13 protein-coding genes are annotated in these 15541 nt (G+C 63.8%); 9 read left to right on the forward strand and 4 right to left on the reverse strand.

Annotated elements, in window-relative coordinates; translation table 11 throughout:
* Positions 1-5: 5 nt before the first annotated feature.
* On the reverse strand, positions 6-1952 hold the full coding sequence (locus tag RIG82_00895) for a 2-oxoacid:acceptor oxidoreductase subunit alpha (protein MEQ9459494.1): 1947 nt from the start codon (positions 1950-1952) through the stop codon (positions 6-8).
* Between the two features lie 139 nt (positions 1953-2091).
* Positions 2092-2505: a CrcB family protein gene (locus RIG82_00900; GenBank protein MEQ9459495.1), complete on the reverse strand. Its 414-nt coding sequence runs from the start codon at positions 2503-2505 to the stop codon at positions 2092-2094.
* A 102-nt stretch (positions 2506-2607) separates the two neighbouring features.
* Between RIG82_00900 and RIG82_00905 the strand changes: the two genes are divergently transcribed.
* From RIG82_00905 to pgsA, 7 genes are all read left to right on the forward strand, one after another.
* Positions 2608-5001, forward strand: coding sequence for a hypothetical protein (locus RIG82_00905; GenBank protein MEQ9459496.1), 2394 nt, complete (start codon positions 2608-2610; stop codon positions 4999-5001).
* Entirely contained in the window at positions 4998-6824 is a 1827-nt protein-coding gene (ccsA, locus tag RIG82_00910; protein ID MEQ9459497.1) for a cytochrome c biogenesis protein CcsA, read from the forward strand. The genes RIG82_00905 and ccsA overlap by 4 nt, the downstream gene beginning before the upstream one ends.
* Positions 6817-7425: a DNA-3-methyladenine glycosylase gene (locus tag RIG82_00915; GenBank protein ID MEQ9459498.1), complete on the forward strand. Its 609-nt coding sequence runs from the start codon at positions 6817-6819 to the stop codon at positions 7423-7425. The genes ccsA and RIG82_00915 overlap by 8 nt, the downstream gene beginning before the upstream one ends.
* Entirely contained in the window at positions 7422-8180 is a 759-nt protein-coding gene (locus RIG82_00920; protein ID MEQ9459499.1) for a hypothetical protein, read from the forward strand. The genes RIG82_00915 and RIG82_00920 overlap by 4 nt, the downstream gene beginning before the upstream one ends.
* Positions 8181-8285: 105 nt before the next feature.
* Positions 8286-9893, forward strand: a complete 1608-nt coding sequence (locus tag RIG82_00925; GenBank protein ID MEQ9459500.1) for a S1 RNA-binding domain-containing protein — start codon at positions 8286-8288, stop codon at positions 9891-9893.
* A 22-nt stretch (positions 9894-9915) separates the two neighbouring features.
* Entirely contained in the window at positions 9916-11193 is a 1278-nt protein-coding gene (locus RIG82_00930) for an aminoacetone oxidase family FAD-binding enzyme (protein MEQ9459501.1), read from the forward strand.
* Positions 11194-11208: 15 nt separating this feature from the next.
* Complete coding sequence (gene pgsA / locus RIG82_00935; protein ID MEQ9459502.1) at positions 11209-11808, forward strand: CDP-diacylglycerol--glycerol-3-phosphate 3-phosphatidyltransferase; 600 nt, start codon at positions 11209-11211, stop codon at positions 11806-11808.
* On the opposite strand, the gene RIG82_00940 is transcribed toward pgsA, so the two are convergent.
* Entirely contained in the window at positions 11796-12524 is a 729-nt protein-coding gene (locus RIG82_00940; protein ID MEQ9459503.1) for an ABC transporter ATP-binding protein, read from the reverse strand. The genes pgsA and RIG82_00940 overlap by 13 nt on opposite strands.
* Positions 12525-12563: 39 nt before the next feature.
* Positions 12564-13514 carry a MoxR family ATPase gene (locus RIG82_00945; GenBank protein MEQ9459504.1) on the reverse strand — a complete coding sequence of 317 codons (951 nt, stop codon included), beginning with the start codon at positions 13512-13514 and terminating at the stop codon, positions 12564-12566.
* A gap of 123 nt (positions 13515-13637) precedes the next feature.
* Between RIG82_00945 and cdaA the strand changes: the two genes are divergently transcribed.
* Both cdaA and RIG82_00955 read left to right on the forward strand, forming a co-directional pair.
* Positions 13638-14522: a diadenylate cyclase CdaA gene (gene cdaA / locus RIG82_00950; GenBank protein MEQ9459505.1), complete on the forward strand. Its 885-nt coding sequence runs from the start codon at positions 13638-13640 to the stop codon at positions 14520-14522.
* A gap of 14 nt (positions 14523-14536) precedes the next feature.
* Positions 14537-15538, forward strand: a complete 1002-nt coding sequence (locus tag RIG82_00955; GenBank protein ID MEQ9459506.1) for a hypothetical protein — start codon at positions 14537-14539, stop codon at positions 15536-15538.
* The last annotated feature ends 3 nt before the right edge of the window (positions 15539-15541 follow it).

Consider the following 15541-nt stretch of genomic DNA (forward strand, 5'->3'; position numbering starts at 1 on the left):
AGAGATTAGTCGTTCCAGGGCTCAGGCAGGATCAACTGGCCACCACGCGGCATGTACATCTCCGCGTCACCCCACGAACCATCGAGCATCTTCTCAATGGCCATCGAAACCTCCTGAACCAGGAACGGGCGACCCTGCACCTTGTTGATGCCACGGGCGTCGATCAGGAACTTCGCGCGGATCATCGACCGCAACTGACCCATGTTGATCTCGGGGATCAGCACCCGCGGGTACCGAGACAAAACCGTCGCCAGGTTCCGTGGCATCGGGCTGATATGACGCAGGTGAGCACCCGCCACCTTCCGCCCCTCCGCGCGAGCCCGCTCAACAGCCGTATAAATCGTCCCGCACGGCCCGCCCCAGCCGAGCACCAACAGCTCCGCGTCCGCGTCGCCATACGGCTCCAGTGGCGGAATGTGGTCCGCGATCTTATTGATCTTCTCGTGCCGCAGCAGCGTCATCAGCTGATGATTCTCGTAGTCATACGACACATTCCCCGTGATGTGCTGCTTCTCCAGCCCACCGATCCGATGCTCCGTTCCCGGCGTCCCAGGGATCGCCCACGGCCGAACACTGTCCTCGTTCCGCTCATAAGGCTGGTACGTCTCCGGGTCCGTAGCGTGCTTGACCTCGATCGGCTCGATCGCATCCACATCAGGGATCGGCCACGGCTCCGCACCGTTAGCCAGATAACCATCCGTCAGGATCACCACCGGCGTCATGTGCGTCAGAGCAATCCGCACTGCCTCAATCCCGATCTCAAAACAGTCACCGGGCGTCGAGGGCGCGAGAATCACCACCGGGCAGTCCGAGTTCCGCCCATACATCGCCTGCAGCAGGTCCGCCTGCTCGGTCTTGGTCGGCAACCCCGTCGACGGCCCGCCACGCTGGACGTTAATCACCACCAACGGCAACTCCGTAATCGCCGCCAACCCCATCGCCTCCGCCTTCAGCGCCAGACCGGGACCCGACGTGCCGGTCACTCCAATCCGCCCCGCAAACGAAACACCGATCGCCGCACAACACGCCGCGATCTCGTCCTCCGCCTGAAACGTCTTGATGCCGTAGTGCTTCTGCGCCGAAAGACTGTGCAGAATCGAACTCGCTGGCGTAATCGGATACGAGCAGTAAACAAGCTCCTTGCCCGAGAGCTGCGATGCCGCCACCAACCCCATCGCCAACGCATCGTTCCCCGTGATCTTCCGGTACGTTCCCGGCGCGATCTCCGCCCGAGAAATCTCATACCGCGTCGGGAAAATCTCCGCCGTCTCGCCAAAGTAATAACCAGACTTCAGCGCCGCAATGTTTGCCTGCGCCACCTCCGGCTTGTTCTTTTTCTTGATGAAATAGTTCTCAAGAAACTGAATCGTCGTATCCAGCGGACGACCGTAGAGCCAGTACACAATCCCGAGCGCGTACATGTTCTTGCAGCGGCCAATGTCCTTAGCACCCATCCCCGACTCAGTCAGTGCCTCGCTGTTGAGCCGCGTGATCGGCACACGCAGCAACTGATAACTGGTGTTGATCTGCTCATCGTCCAACGGGTTGTACCCCTCGGGGTACTTCGCCTTGCGCAGACCAACCTTGTCGAACTCCGACTCGTTGACCACCACAAGACCGCCTGGCTCCACATCACAAAGATGCGCCTTGAGCGCCGCCGGATTCATCGCGATCAGCGCGTTGACCGCATCCCCTGGCGTGTGAATGTCCTCAGACGCAAAGTTGATCTGGAAACCCGAGACACCCGCGACCGTCCCCGCAGGAGCACGAATCTCCGCCGGGAAGTCAGGCAGCGTCGCAACATCGTTGCCAAACAACGCGGACGTATCAGTGAACTGGGTTCCCGCAAGCTGCATCCCATCGCCGGAGTCACCGGCGAAGCGGATGACCGCAGAAGTCAGGCGTTCGGAAGGCTTGGCGGCGGGGGCGGCCGCCTGATCAGCGGAACTCATGTCTGGGGGTCTCCCGAGCAGGGCCGAGGCGTTAGGTCGAGGTCACACAATCTATAAGAGCAATATCCTAGTCTTCTGCAGCCGTTTGGGTAAGCCCAACCACGACGAAAATCCATGCAAAAGACGCTCGTGTCCTGACTTAAGCCTGAGACGACGCCAGCAACCGCGCCCCGAGCCACAGCCCGCCAGCCACGCCAGCGACCCCGAGCCCGACGTGAGCCGCAACATGAACCGCCGCCAGCAACGGCCGCTGGTTGACGCCAAGCCCCACCGCCTCGAACGCAAACGTCGAAAACGTCGTGAAAGAACCCAAAAAGCCCACCAGGACCGCATACCTGACCTCAACCGCCCCAGGCCATTTCCCCTCCGTCGCCGCCCAGACCACCCCGAACAACAAACACCCAAGCGTGTTCACCGCCAGCGTCCCCCACACCCAGCCATCAGGCGTCCACGGCCGCAAGACCCAACCCGTCGCGTGCGTCAACCCATACCGCGCCACCGCTCCCGCAGCGCCCGCGCCAGCAATCAGTGTCAGTTTAAGGAGCAGACTCATCTCGGTTCCCAAGGCTGCAAAGCCCGACGCATCCGGGCCGATCAGGGCTATAGTGTCCAACCCTACCTAACCCTCATCGGCCATCCCGGCCACCAGACGCCCGTGAGCCTGAAATACCAACGTGTCAAGCAGCATGATCTCACCCTGCCTACGCCGGTGAGATGGCTCACGCGTGCCTTCAGCTCCATCCGACTCGCCGTCTGCCTCCTCACCCTCGTCGCCCTCTACGGCACCATCGCCTCCGTCCCCGTCGGCTTCCTCGCCCTCGGGGCCGCCTACGCACTCATCGGCCTCGGCGTCTTCGGCGCACTCGGCCTCCCCTGGGCACTCATCCAGGGTCGCATGCCCAAATCAATCGCCGTCCTCGGCTGGATTCTCATCGCCATCGCAGGCACATGGATCACCTACCTCGGCTGCTTCCAGGCCTTCGACTGGGCCACCCATACCGACGCCTGGCGCTACTACGGCAAAGTCATCATCTACCAGCTACCCGGGCTCGAAATGACCGAGCTGCAGTTCTACAGCTGGTGGCCCATGCAGCTCATCCTCATGCTTTTCGTCGTCAACATGATCTGGGCGACCATCCGCAGGATCGAGTTCAAGTTCGAGAACATCGGCGTCCTCACCGTCCACACCGGCATCGTCACCCTCACCCTCGGATCCATCCTCTACAGCACCTTCAAAGTCGAAGGCGACCTCCTCCTGTTCAGGCAAGACATCGAAGACGGCTACGAGAACGTCTTCTACGACGCCGTAAACCCCGCCTTCTACGTCCTCCTCCCCAACCGCGGCCAAGCCATGGTCCCGCTCCCCGAGTTGCCCCGCTACAACGACTACCCCGCAGGCACACTCGACATCCCCATCAGCGATCGCACCAAACTCGAACCCCTCATCCCCGAGGGACTCAGCCTCCGCATCATCGGCTTCCTCCCCGATGCCGAAATCGAAGAAACCTGGGCGCTCGAACCCACCGACGCCCCCGGCGCCGAAATCCTCGCCACCAGCCCCGTCATGCGACTCGCCCTCGCCGGACGTGAGACCCCCAATCAGAACACCCTCCAGCCCGAGCAACTCCTCATGCTCGCAAGCGCAGTGCCCGGCGAACGCTACGTCGAAACCCACCACGCCGACATCGAACTGCTCACCGACCTCTCCGAACAACGTGCATCACAACTCCTCACCGAAGTCCCCGGCGAACACGGCCTGATTGTCGAAGTCCCCGCAACCGGATACCGCCAGGTCTTCCCCATCGAACCCGGCCAAACCATCACCGCAGGATCAACCGGATACCAACTGACCATCGAAGAGATCGGCCCCTACGGTCTGCCCTTCGTCACCCCCGGCTACGAGCAAGCCACCGACACCCGCGCCGTCGTCCGCGTCGAACAAGGCAACGAGATGTTCCGCCGCCTCGCGATGAGCCGCTTCCCCGAACGATCTCAGGACTTCGTCCCACAGCCCGATGACCCCAACGCTGGCCCTCTCGGACAACGCCGTGATCCCGACCCCGCCATCCGCCTGACCTACCTCGACCGCAGCAAACCCCAGTTCCACCTCGTCTGGTCACCCGATCAGCCCGACAAACCCGTCGAGCTGATCGCCAACCTCCCACGCTCCGCCCCCCTCCGCGCTGCCCTCGGCGAAGACCGATTCCCCATCAGCCGCCAACTCTGGGTCCACATGCTCGGAGCCAGCCAGACAGCCGCCAAGGTCCGCCAACCCGCCATCAAACCCCGACCACAACGCGATCCCAAAGACATCGGCGGCTACACCGCATCCCTCATGCTCGTCGAAGTCACCAAGCAAATCGAAGGCGAAGAACCTTGGGAACGCATCGTGATGCTCCATCACATGCGATACCCCCGACATCCCTCCGGCAAGAACCGCCCCGAAACCATCACGGTCCCAGGCATCGGCCCCATCACCATGATCTTCGCCCGCGAACGCCACCGCCTGCCCTTCATCATCGGACTCGCCGAGTTCCAGATGGACCCCTACCCCGACACCTACCCACCCGTCCCCCGCGACTTCTCCTCCGACCTGCTCATCAGCCGACTCCATCCCGAAGACGGCGTCCCCGCCGAAGTCCCCCGGGTCTACCGCCCCAGCCTCAATAACCCCGCCATCGTCCACAGCCCCGGTGCCGGTATCGTCAAAGGCAAACTCAAACTCAGCCAGGTCGGGTGGGACCCCGGCGACCAGACCGACCCCGCCATCGAAGCCCGTGACGAGAACGGACGATTCATCAACCAACAACGCTTCTCCATCATCGGCGTCGGCAACAACGTCGGCATCCAGATCGTCTTCGTCGGCGCCTGCCTCATCGTCGCCGGCGTGCCTTGGGCGTTTTACGTCAAACCTTGGCTGCTCCAGCGACGCAAACGCCAGATCCAACAGGAACTCGCACAGCAGCAAACAAAAAACGACCCCAAGACCGGGGATGTCACGAACCAAAACGAGCCCGAGCTGATCTCAGCGGGAAGCAGTGATCGATGAACCGTGCGCACATCTGGTTGACGATTTTGGTGTCTTGGACGCTTTTGATTGGCGAGTTAGGCGCGCAAGTGCGTCCAAACGTCGATGGAAACGCACTTCCCGACACCATGCCGACGGCCCCGCCAGCCATGCTCGACGCCGACGACCACACCGGCCACGGCCACGATCTAGAAGACTGGCTCGACATGGAACCCCGTTCACGCACCGCCGAAGAACGAAAAGCCTTCTCAGAGGCCCTCAACCTCGATGGCTTCCGCCGACTCGCCGTCTTCGATGGCGGACGCATGAAAATCATCGACACCCTCGCCCGCGAACAACTCGAACGAATCTACGGGAAAACCCGCTATAAACACCCCGAAACCGGCTACGAAGACGCCGTCTTCACGTATCTCGACCTTCTTTTCATGCGCACAACCTACCAGGCGCTCCCACTGGTCCACGTCGAGGTTCTCCCGCTCCGCCGGCAGATGGTCGCCCACCTCCCAGCAGACGACCAGGAATCCTGGCTCAGAAGGGCCCGCCTGTCGCCCGAGTTGATCACCAGCCCACCCGTCATCGCCATCCTCTCCGGCCGCGGCAGCGATCTACGCCTGCAAAAAGGCCTCAGCCAAGTCTGGGACGGACTCTCCGCTCTTGAAGACATCGACGATCGACTCAAGGTCATCAGCCCACTGCCCGCAGACAACAAATGGCACCGCCCCCTCGATGTCCTCGACGCCATGGTCCACGGCGAACAACTCGCCGATGACGCCACCACCGCACGCGCAATGCTCGTCGCCGATCTCTGGCGACAGCTCGGCGACAACTGGCGCATCGGCGACGTCGCGACCGTCAACGAGGTCATCGGCGCACTCACCTACCAGATCCCCCTGGTGCTCCCCGAAACCTACCCCGCCCAGTGGAAGCTCGACGTCGAGTACCTCTACAACGCCACCTCGCGCTTCACCATCGGCTACATCGGCTACCTCCTCGGCGCGGTGATGCTCCTCCTGGCCTTCGCCACCGGCCGCCCCTGGCTGATCGCAGGCGGAGCCGTGCTCGGCGGGATCGGGTTTGTCGTCCACACCCTCGGCATCCTCGCCCGCATCGCCCTGACCGGCCGCTGGCCGATCCACAACCAGTTCGAGTCGTTCATCGCCGTGACCTGGTTCGCCGTCCTCGTCGGCCTGCTGTTTATGTGGTTCAACCGCGCCTGGCTCTTCGGTGCCGCCGCTGCCGCCCTCGGGGCCGCAGCCCTGATGGTCGCCAACACCTTCGATATCCCCTCCGCTGAGCCCGGCAAGGTCGCCGGCATCCTCGCGACCAGTCGGATCCTCTACATCCACGTCAACATCGTCCTCATCAGCTACGGCCTGATCGCCCTGGGCTTCTTCGTCAGCCTCTTCTACCTGGCAGCACACTACCTCAAGGGCGAGGCCTCCCTGCGCATGGCCGCGGCCGGCATCGGCGCCGTCGACATGGCGGGCGGGTCATCCGGGAGCTCTGGCGACGGGACACCGAGCAAGGGCCGGCAAGGACTCCTGCGCGATCTCGATCGTGCCCAGTTGATGGTCCTCCAACTCGCCTTCTGGCTCCTGGGCGTCGGCATCCTCCTGGGGGCCTACTGGGCCGACCACGCTTGGGGCCGCTGGTGGGCGTGGGACCCCAAGGAAACCTGGGCGCTCATCACCTGGATCATCTATCTGATCGCCATCCACGCCCGCTTTGGCGTGAAGGATCGCGGACTGGTCACCGCATGGCTCAGCGTTCTGGGCTTCCTCGTGATGCTCTGGTGCTACTGGGGCGTCAACATGCTCCTCGCCGGCCTGCACAGCTATGCCTAAGCGACTCGGCCGACGGTTCTACCGACGACCCGCAGACGAACTCGCGCGGACCCTCTTGGGATGCCGGATGGTCCGACGCCTCAAAGATGGCACAAGGCTGAGCGGGGTCATCATCGAGGTCGAGGCCTATCTGGGCATTCAAGATCAGGCTGCGCACACCTTCGGCGGGCGCAGAACACCACGCAACGAAGCCATGTGGGGCGACGGCGGGCTGGGTTACGTCTACTTCACCTACGGCATGCACCACTGCTTCAACATCGTCGCCCAGCGAATCGATCAGCCCGAAGCCGTGCTCGTGCGGGCACTGGAACCGAGCAAGGGGTTGGAAGCTATGCGGGAGCGCCGCCCCAAAGCCAAGCGCGACACGGACCTCTGCTCGGGTCCGGCCAAGCTCTGCGCGGCGATGGCAATTGACCGCTCGCTCAACGCCGAAGACCTGGTCACCTCGGATCGTCTCTGGCTCGAAACGGCGCAGAAGGTCACCGACGATCAGGTCGTGCGGACGCCGCGGATCGGGATTGACTACGCTGGAGACTGGGTCGACCGGCCGCTGCGTTTTTGTGTCCGGGGTCACCCTCACCTGAGTCGATCGACGCCATGACCATCCAATGGACAACACGAGCCCTGGGCGAGACAGGCGTAGTGGTGGGCTGGTGCGCCTGGTCTGCTCAGACCCTGCGCCAAGACCCCAGGCTGGTGACGCGATGCCCGAGTCTGGTCGTCTTCGATGAACGGCGCGGCGAGACCCCCGAGTCGGCGGCTGCGCTGGCTGGCGTCATTCAGGATTCACCGGTATTGGTGATCGTGGAGGAGCCCTCCTTCGCGCGGTACCTCTCCGCCGGTCTCGATCGCTGGCGCGAAGCGCTCGGGCGTCAGCGGCTGGACCTGGTGGCCCTGTCCGTGGATGAGATTCGCGACCTCAAAGGCGGGGGGTTGCTCCAGCCGCTGGTTGATGGAAGGGCCGCGGGTAAGATCGGGGCGATCGGGTTTGTCGGCGACACGGCGAACGACACCGAATGGCTGGCGATGAACACCGCAGGCCGCTTTCTCATCACTCGGTTCACGCTGAAGGATCAATCCGCGTGGTATCGGGCCATCCCGACCGCGACGGAGTACGGGATGGCCGTGATCGGCGAGGTGGATGGCGACGAGGGGGAGGATGGGGGTCTGGGGGAAGTTGCATTTGCCTTGGGACGATCTCCCCAAGTTCTGCCAATGCGGGCGACCCCCCTGCCATCGGGTGTCGAACCGATGGACGAAGCCGGACTGGAGCGCGCCTGGGCTGGTTATTCCGCGACGCACGCGGAGCCCGAGAAGCTGCCACGCGGTCGCCCTCCAGCGGGGGGTGAGAGTTAGAAATCTGGATTTATCGTGTCTCGGCTAGCGAGTGTTGGCCGTGACGATTAATCTAGGCGTTTGGGCAACAGGTCCCGGAGACGGTTTGTCAGGAGTGTCTACCCCGTGAACGAGCAGCTCAGCGGCTCGACGCCGGAGAACCCCGAGGATTCCTCGGAGCCGGTGTCGAATCCCATCCCAGAATCCCCCGCAGCGGAGTCGGTCCCGACCGACGCGCCCGATGAGCTAGCGCCTGAGATGGCGGACAGCGACATCGACGCGATGCTCGAGGCCTCGCTGGCTGAGAGTGAAGCCGGCAGCGCGAAGCAGGAGCCGGAGGCGGTGCATCACGAGGTCCGGCGGGGTCGCATCGCCGCGATCCGCGGGGACGACGTGTTCGTCGAGTTGGTCGGCGAGATGGGCAAGATGCAGGGTCTAGTCCCGCTCACGCAGTTCGAGCGCGCCCCGCGACTCGGCTCGGTGATGGACTTCGTCGTGGACCGGGTGGATGAGGCCGAGGGGCTGATCTACCTGTCACGCGAGGGCGCGGTCAGCCGTGCGACTTGGGAGCAACTGGCCAGGGGCTCCGCGGTGGAGGCGCGGGTCACCTCGACCAACAAGGGCGGGCTCGAGCTGGAGATGGTGGGCGGGATCCGCGCATTCATGCCAGCGAGCCAGGTCGATCTTCACCATGTCGACGATCTCGAAACCTTCGTCGGCGAGAAGATCGAAGCGATCGTCCAGGAGATCGATCGCAAGTCGAAGAAGGTGCTGCTAAGCCGTCGGCAGTATCTCCAGCAGAAGCGCGAGGCGGCCAAGCAGAAGCTGCTGGCCGAGCTTGAAGTGGATCAGGTCCGCGAGGGCAAGGTCTCGAACATCGCGCAGTTCGGCGCGTTTGTTGATCTGGGCGGGGTTGATGGCTTGCTGCACGTCTCGGATATGACCTATGGCCATGTGGACAAGCCCAACGAGGTGGTCAAGGTTGGTGACACGGTCAAGGTTAAGGTTCTCAAGATCCAGGACGGCGAGAAGGGGCTGCGGATCAGCCTGGGGCTCAAGCAGATCCAGCCCGATCCGTGGGAGGGGCTCGGCGAGCGGTATCAGGTGGGTGAGCAGGTCACCGGCCGGGTCACGCGCACGGCGAACTTCGGGGCCTTTGTTGAGGTCGAGGAGGGCGTAGAGGCGCTGCTGCCGATCAGCGAGATGAGCTGGAAGCGGGTGCACAACGCGGACGAGGTCGTGCGTGTTGGCGACATGATCAAGCTCTCGGTCATCAGTATCGACCCGGCGCGGCAGCGGATGTCGCTGAGCCTGAAGGCGGCGGGCGGCGACCCGTGGGAAGGGGTGACCCTCAAGTACCCGCAGAACGCGGTCGTCGAGGGCACGGTGCTGAGCACAACCGACTTCGGTGCGTTCGTCGAGCTGGAAGAAGGTATCGAGGGCCTGGTGCACATCTCGGAGCTGTCGGACCGTCGGGTGGGCAGCGTCGAGGATGTGGTTAAGGTCGGCGACAAGCGCCAGTTCCGCGTGATCGAGCTGCACGAGGGCGAGCGTCGGATCAAGCTGTCGATCAAACAGGTCGAGAAGCTCTCGACCAAGGCAGAAGACCAGCACCAGCCTCGCAACCTGGGCAAGGTCAAGAAGCAGCACAGCGGGTCACTCAAGAGCGGGCTGGGTAAGTCAGCGGCGATGGGCATGGGCCTGGGCGACCTGAATCTGGACAAGTTCAAGTAGCCACACGATCGACGGGACTTTCTTGCAGCCGAGGCGCGACCATGATCTGGCGGTGATCGGTGCGGGTGCAGCGGGGCTGATGGCCGCGATCGCGGCGGGACGCACCGGGGACGGGAAGCTCCGCGTGGTTGCGTTGGATGGTGCGAGGAAGCTGGGGGCGAAGATCTTGGTCGCGGGTGGCGGGCGGTGCAATGTCACGCATGACGTGGTGACGACGAAGGACTACGCGGGGGATTCGGCGAACCGGATCGGGAAGGTGCTCAAGTCGTTCACCGTCGAGCAGACGGTTGATTTCTTTCGTGAGTTGGGGGTTGAACTCAAGCGAGAGGAGACCGGCAAGCTGTTCCCGGTCACGGACAAGGCGCAGACGGTGCTTGATGCGCTGCTGGGAGCTTGTTCCGCGTGCGGCGTGGAGATCGTGACCGGGGCGCGGGTCGAGTTGATCCGGCGAGAGGGCGATGTAATGGTGATCTCGACGTCAGAGGGTGAGTACCGGGCGCGGGAGGTCGTGTTGGCGACGGGTGGCAAGAGCCTGCCCAAGACCGGATCGGATGGGAAAGGGTATGAGTTGGTGAAGTCGCTGGGGCACAGCGTGACAGCGACGTGGCCGGCGCTGGTCCCGCTGGTGGTCGAGGAGGGGCACTGGCTGACCGAGTTGTCGGGGCTGACGGTCGATGCGGACGTGCGGATCGAGCGATCGACGGGCAAGATCGTTGAGCGCGAGCACGGGGCGGTGCTGCTGACACACTTCGGGCTCAGCGGGCCGATCCCGATGAACCTCAGCCGTCACCTGACGGCTCATCGGATGGAGGACCCGGCGGCGGTGCTGACGATCAACTTCATGGACGGGGCGGGGTTTGATGAGGCGGACCGGTGGCTGCTTGAGCAGGGGCAGCGGATGCGTTCGCTTAGGCTGACCGGGCTGCTCCGGGGCAGGCTGCCGGAGCGGCTGGCGCGGGCTCTTGTCGAGCGGATGGCGGACGTTCCGATGGCGACCGAGGTGCATCGGCTGACCCGGGAGCACCGGCACGCGCTGGCGCATGCGCTCACGCGGTTGGTGGTGCCGGTGGTGCGTGATCGCGGGTATCTGTTTGCTGAGGTGACGGCGGGCGGGGTTCCGCTGGAGGAAGTGGACCTCAAGTCGATGGCGTCGCGGCGGTGCGGCGGGCTGAGCCTGTGCGGGGAGATCCTGAACGTCGATGGGCGGATCGGGGGGTACAACTTCCAGTGGGCGTGGGCGTCCGGTCGGCTCGCGGGGATGAGCGCGGCGAAGCGTCTGCTGGCGTCGGCGGCGGGATAAGGCGAGGATCAACCGATGAAGCGAGCCGAGATCCCGAACCTGCTGACCGCGATGCGCCTGGTGATGACAGTGGGTGTGCTCGGTTGTCTGGAGCTGGCTGAGCGCCCCTCCCACTCTCTTTGGGTTTGGGTGGCGCTGGGTTTGTTTGTGGTGGCGGCGCTGACTGACGCGCTGGATGGGTATCTGGCGCGGCGGTGGGATGTGGTGAGTCGGTTTGGGCGGATCGTGGACCCGCTGGCGGATAAACTGCTGATCCTGGCGACGGCGGGGTATCTGGCGGCGAGTTCGAGCTATGACACCGGGGTGACGGCGTGGATGCTGGCGGTCCTGCTGATTCGCGAGTTGCTGGTCACGGGGTTGCGGGGTGTGGTGGAATCGAGTGGCGGAGACTTTTCAGCGCGGTGGTCAGGCAAGTGGAAGATGATCCTGCAGTCGGTGGCTATTCCGTGGGCGATGCTGGGGATGGGGCTGGATCCGGAGGGGGTGTCGCCGGGCTGGTTTTTTGTGGTGCGGGATGGCCTGCTGATCGCGATGGCGATCATCACGCTGGTCTCGGGATGGGCTTATGTGTCAGGGGCGGCGCGGATGCTGCGGGCGTCGGATCAGGCGGGCTGAGGCTGGTTGAGATTCACGAGTTGATCTGAGTCGATGAGGCCATCGAGGACGCGGACGATGCGTTGGCATCGCTCGGCGACGGCTTCATCGTGGGTGACCATGACGATGGTGAGGCCCTGGCGGTGGAGGTGATCGAACATGTCGAGGATGGCCTGGCCGGTGGAGGAGTCGAGATTGCCGGTGGGTTCGTCGGCGAGGAGAAGGCTGGGCTCGTTGACCAGGGCTCGAGCGATGGCGACGCGCTGCTGCTGCCCGCCAGAGAGTTCAGTGGGTCGGTGTCCGACGCGGTCGGCGAGGCCGACTCGTTCGAGGGCCTGTTCGGAGCGTTGGCGTCGGAGGGCGGGAGCTACGCCTGAGTAGAAGAGGGGGACCTGGACGTTGTCCTCGATGGTGAGCTGGGTGATGAGGTTGAAGTTCTGGAAGACGAAGCCGAGGCGTTCGCCGCGGACGCGGGAGAGGTCTTCATCGGTGAGACCGGCGACGTTGACGCCATCGATGAAGTAGTCGCCATGGGTGGGCCGGTCGAGGCAGCCGAGGATGTTCATCAGGGTGCTCTTGCCCGATCCCGAGGGGCCCATGATGGCGACGTACTGGCCGCGAGGGATCATGAGGTCGACGCCTCGGAGGGCGCGAACGATCGGGGCGGCGGTGCCCATGTTGTAGAGCTTCTCGACTTTGCGGAACTCGGCGACGGCGTTGTTGGATGGTTCGGCCACGCGGGACTCCTGGGCGTGGTTGAGGGGCAAAGGCTGATTCTAGACGGGTGAGGGGGTGGTCTCCACGATGCGTTGGATCAGTCCTTCGATGGACTCGCCGTCTTCCTCACGGAGTCGCCCGCGGACGACCACGCGGTGGGCGAGGACGGGGATGATGTTGCTGGTGACGTCATCGGGGAGGGCGTAGGTGCGGCCATCGAGGATGGCGGTGGCCTTGGCGGCGTGCATAAGGGCGAGGGCTCCGCGGGTGGAGAGGCCGATCTGGAGTCGGTTGTGCTCTCGGGTGGCGTGGGCGAGTTTGACGATGTAGCGGGCGAGTCGTTCGTCGAAGCGGACCTCATCGGTGAGGCGTTGGAGTCGGACGATCTCTTCGGCGGTCACGACGGGCTTGAGTCGAGCCAGCGCGGTGCGGGTGGGATCGTCGATCAGGACCTGGGTTTCGTCGTCGGCGTTGGGATAGCCGAGGCGGATGCGCATGAGAAAGCGGTCGAGCTGGGATTCGGGGAGGAAGTAGGTGCCCTCGAACTCGTAGGGATTCTGGGTGGCGACGACGAGGAAGGGTTCGAGGAGTTTTCGGGTGTAGCCGTCGACAGAGACCTGATACTCGCTCATGGCCTCGAGGAGGGCGGACTGGGTTCGCGGGGTGGTGCGGTTGATCTCGTCGGCGACGAGGATGTTGCAGAAGATGGGCCCGGGCTTGAAGGTGAACTCGCCTTTGTGCTGATCCCAGAGTGTGACGCCAAGGATGTCGGCGGGGACCATGTCGGGTGTCATCTGGAGGCGGACGATGGTGCCATCGATACTGCGGGCCAGTGCCGTGGCGAGGGTGGTCTTGCCGACGCCTGGGACATCCTCGATGAGGACGTGTCCGCGGGCGAGGAGGCAGACAAGGATGCTGTCGATGGCCTTTGAGTGTCCGAGAAAACACTCGCGGATGTTGCCGCGGAGGCGTTCGAGGGCTGGCATGACGTGATCGGGCAGGTCGGCCATGGGGTGGCGAGTATACCGCTGTGAGGATCGGGCCGGGGTGGCCGGGGTCTGTTCCCCGTCTTCCCCAAATGCCGATAGAATCTGAGGCTACACGATTTCTACCTCTTAGTGGCTGGACTCAAGATGGACCTGGATCTTGGTCTGGACAACCTGCTGCGACGGATCGTCGGCTATCTGGAGACGGAGCCGGTGCAGGTTGTTATTGAGCTGCTGGTGATCGCGTTCGTGGTGACGATGATCCTGCGGTTCCTGCGGGGGACTCGTGGGGCGCGGGTGGTCAAGGGTCTGGCGTTGGTGCTGGTGGTGGGGACGGTGCTGATTCAGTTGCTGGCTGGGGATGAGAACCTGAGTCGGTTGAAGTTGCTGTATGACAGTTTTCTGACGCTGGTGTCGGTGATGCTGGTGGTGGTGTTCGCGCCGGAGCTGAGACGAGCGTTTATGCGTCTGGGGGAGGCGAACTTTTTTACGCAGGGCGGGGTGCGGCGGGCACGGGTGGTGGAGGAGATTGTTGAGTCGATTCAGTACCTGTCTCGGAACAAGATTGGGGCGTTGATCGCGATCGAGCGTCAGGTAGGGTTGCGGGGGATTATCGAGGTCGGGACGCGGCTGGACGCGGAGATTTCGAGCGAGTTACTTAACACGATTTTCTGGCCCGGTTCGGCCTTGCATGATCTCGGAGTGGTGGTTCAGGGTGATCGGCTTGTGGCGGCGGGGGCTCAGTTCCCGCTGGCCGAGCGTGAAGACCTGCCCAAAGAGCTTGGGTCGCGGCACCGGGCGGCGATCGGTTTGTCGGAGGAGGCTGATGCATTGATCCTGGTGGTCTCCGAGGAGACGGGGATCATCTCGGTGGCGGAGCGGGGGGTGCTGAGGCGGAATCTGACGGTTGATGACCTGCGGCCGGAGTTGAATCGTGTGTTTGGTCAGTTGGCGCTAGGCGAGCGGGCTGACTCTGCGGCGGCGGAGGCGGGAGCGACGTCTGACACCACTAAACTGGCTGGTAAGGCTTAGGAGCGGACCGGATCGTGCGTGAGCGTATCGAGACCATTTTGACGGTGATCGTCGTGACGCTGCTCGTCTGGCTTTATGCCGAGGGCCGGGTGGCGACGAGCTACACGGATCAGCGGGTGCTGCTGAACTTCGAGACGCGCTCGGGTGCGCCGATTGATTACCGGGGTCCGGAGCGCGTGAGCGTGAGCTTCAAGGCGTCGCCTTCGATCAAGCGTGAGTTTGATCAGCTGGCGGCTGCGGGCGTGACGGTCGTGGTGGATGATCTGGTGCCGGGCATCCCGGATCAGCGCACGCTGGTGCTAAGTGATATTCTCAATGAGACAGACCTGGGGCGGCGGGGTGTGGCGGTGCTGAGCACGAGCCCGGCCACGGCGGAGGTCCAGATCATCCGGTTGCGGACGGTAACAGTACCAGTGCAGTACCGGACACAGGGTTTCGATCTGGTTCCGCCGCCGGTGATTGATCCTCGTGAGGTGAGCCTGACGTTGCCGGAATCGGTTGATGTGCCCGAAAGTGATCTGTTTGCGTTGCTGAGTCTGGACGCTTCGGACCTTGGCGGGCTGGTCGAGGGTGTTGAGCGGTCACAGTCGGTGCGCTTGCAGCCTTCGCCTGCGGCGGTGTCGAAGTGGACCGCTTTGAGTCCGTCGGATGCCCGGATCACGTACACGGTAAAGCAGACGCGGGATGTGCTGGAGCTGACGACGGTGCCGGTTCGCGTGAACCTGCCGGTGGGTTTGGCGGAGGAGTATGCGATTTCGGTTCCGGAGTCGGAGCGGTTTATTCCTACGCTGGCGATGAGCGGTCCGGTGGACGCGATCCAGCGGGTGCGGAGTGGGGAGCAGGCGGTGTGGGTAGAGTTGCGGCCCAGTCGGGAGCAGCTTGAGGCGGCGGCGGAGGCTATCCCGCCTGAGGTTGAGCTGATGCCGATCCTGGTGGCTCCTGCGGGGCTCACAGCTGAGGTGGGCTTGACCACGGTGACCGTCGAGGTGCAGCGTCGAGCGGCGACCGCCCGGTAAAGG

The organism is Phycisphaeraceae bacterium (assembly GCA_040222855.1).
GTDB lineage: Bacteria > Planctomycetota > Phycisphaerae > Phycisphaerales > Phycisphaeraceae > Mucisphaera.

Excerpts from the sequence above, each read along its gene's own strand:
- RIG82_00895 (MEQ9459494.1), bottom strand. The coding sequence starts at position 1,952 with ATGAGTTCCGCTGATCAGGCGGCCGCCCCCGCCGCCAAGCCTTCCGAA.
- RIG82_00915 (MEQ9459498.1), top strand. The coding sequence starts at position 6,817 with ATGCCTAAGCGACTCGGCCGACGGTTCTACCGACGACCCGCAGACGAA.
- cdaA (MEQ9459505.1), top strand. The coding sequence starts at position 13,638 with ATGGACCTGGATCTTGGTCTGGACAACCTGCTGCGACGGATCGTCGGC.
- RIG82_00900 (MEQ9459495.1), bottom strand. The coding sequence starts at position 2,505 with ATGAGTCTGCTCCTTAAACTGACACTGATTGCTGGCGCGGGCGCTGCG.
- RIG82_00945 (MEQ9459504.1), bottom strand. The coding sequence starts at position 13,514 with ATGGCCGACCTGCCCGATCACGTCATGCCAGCCCTCGAACGCCTCCGC.
- pgsA (MEQ9459502.1), top strand. The coding sequence starts at position 11,209 with ATGAAGCGAGCCGAGATCCCGAACCTGCTGACCGCGATGCGCCTGGTG.
- RIG82_00920 (MEQ9459499.1), top strand. The coding sequence starts at position 7,422 with ATGACCATCCAATGGACAACACGAGCCCTGGGCGAGACAGGCGTAGTG.
- ccsA (MEQ9459497.1), top strand. The coding sequence starts at position 4,998 with ATGAACCGTGCGCACATCTGGTTGACGATTTTGGTGTCTTGGACGCTT.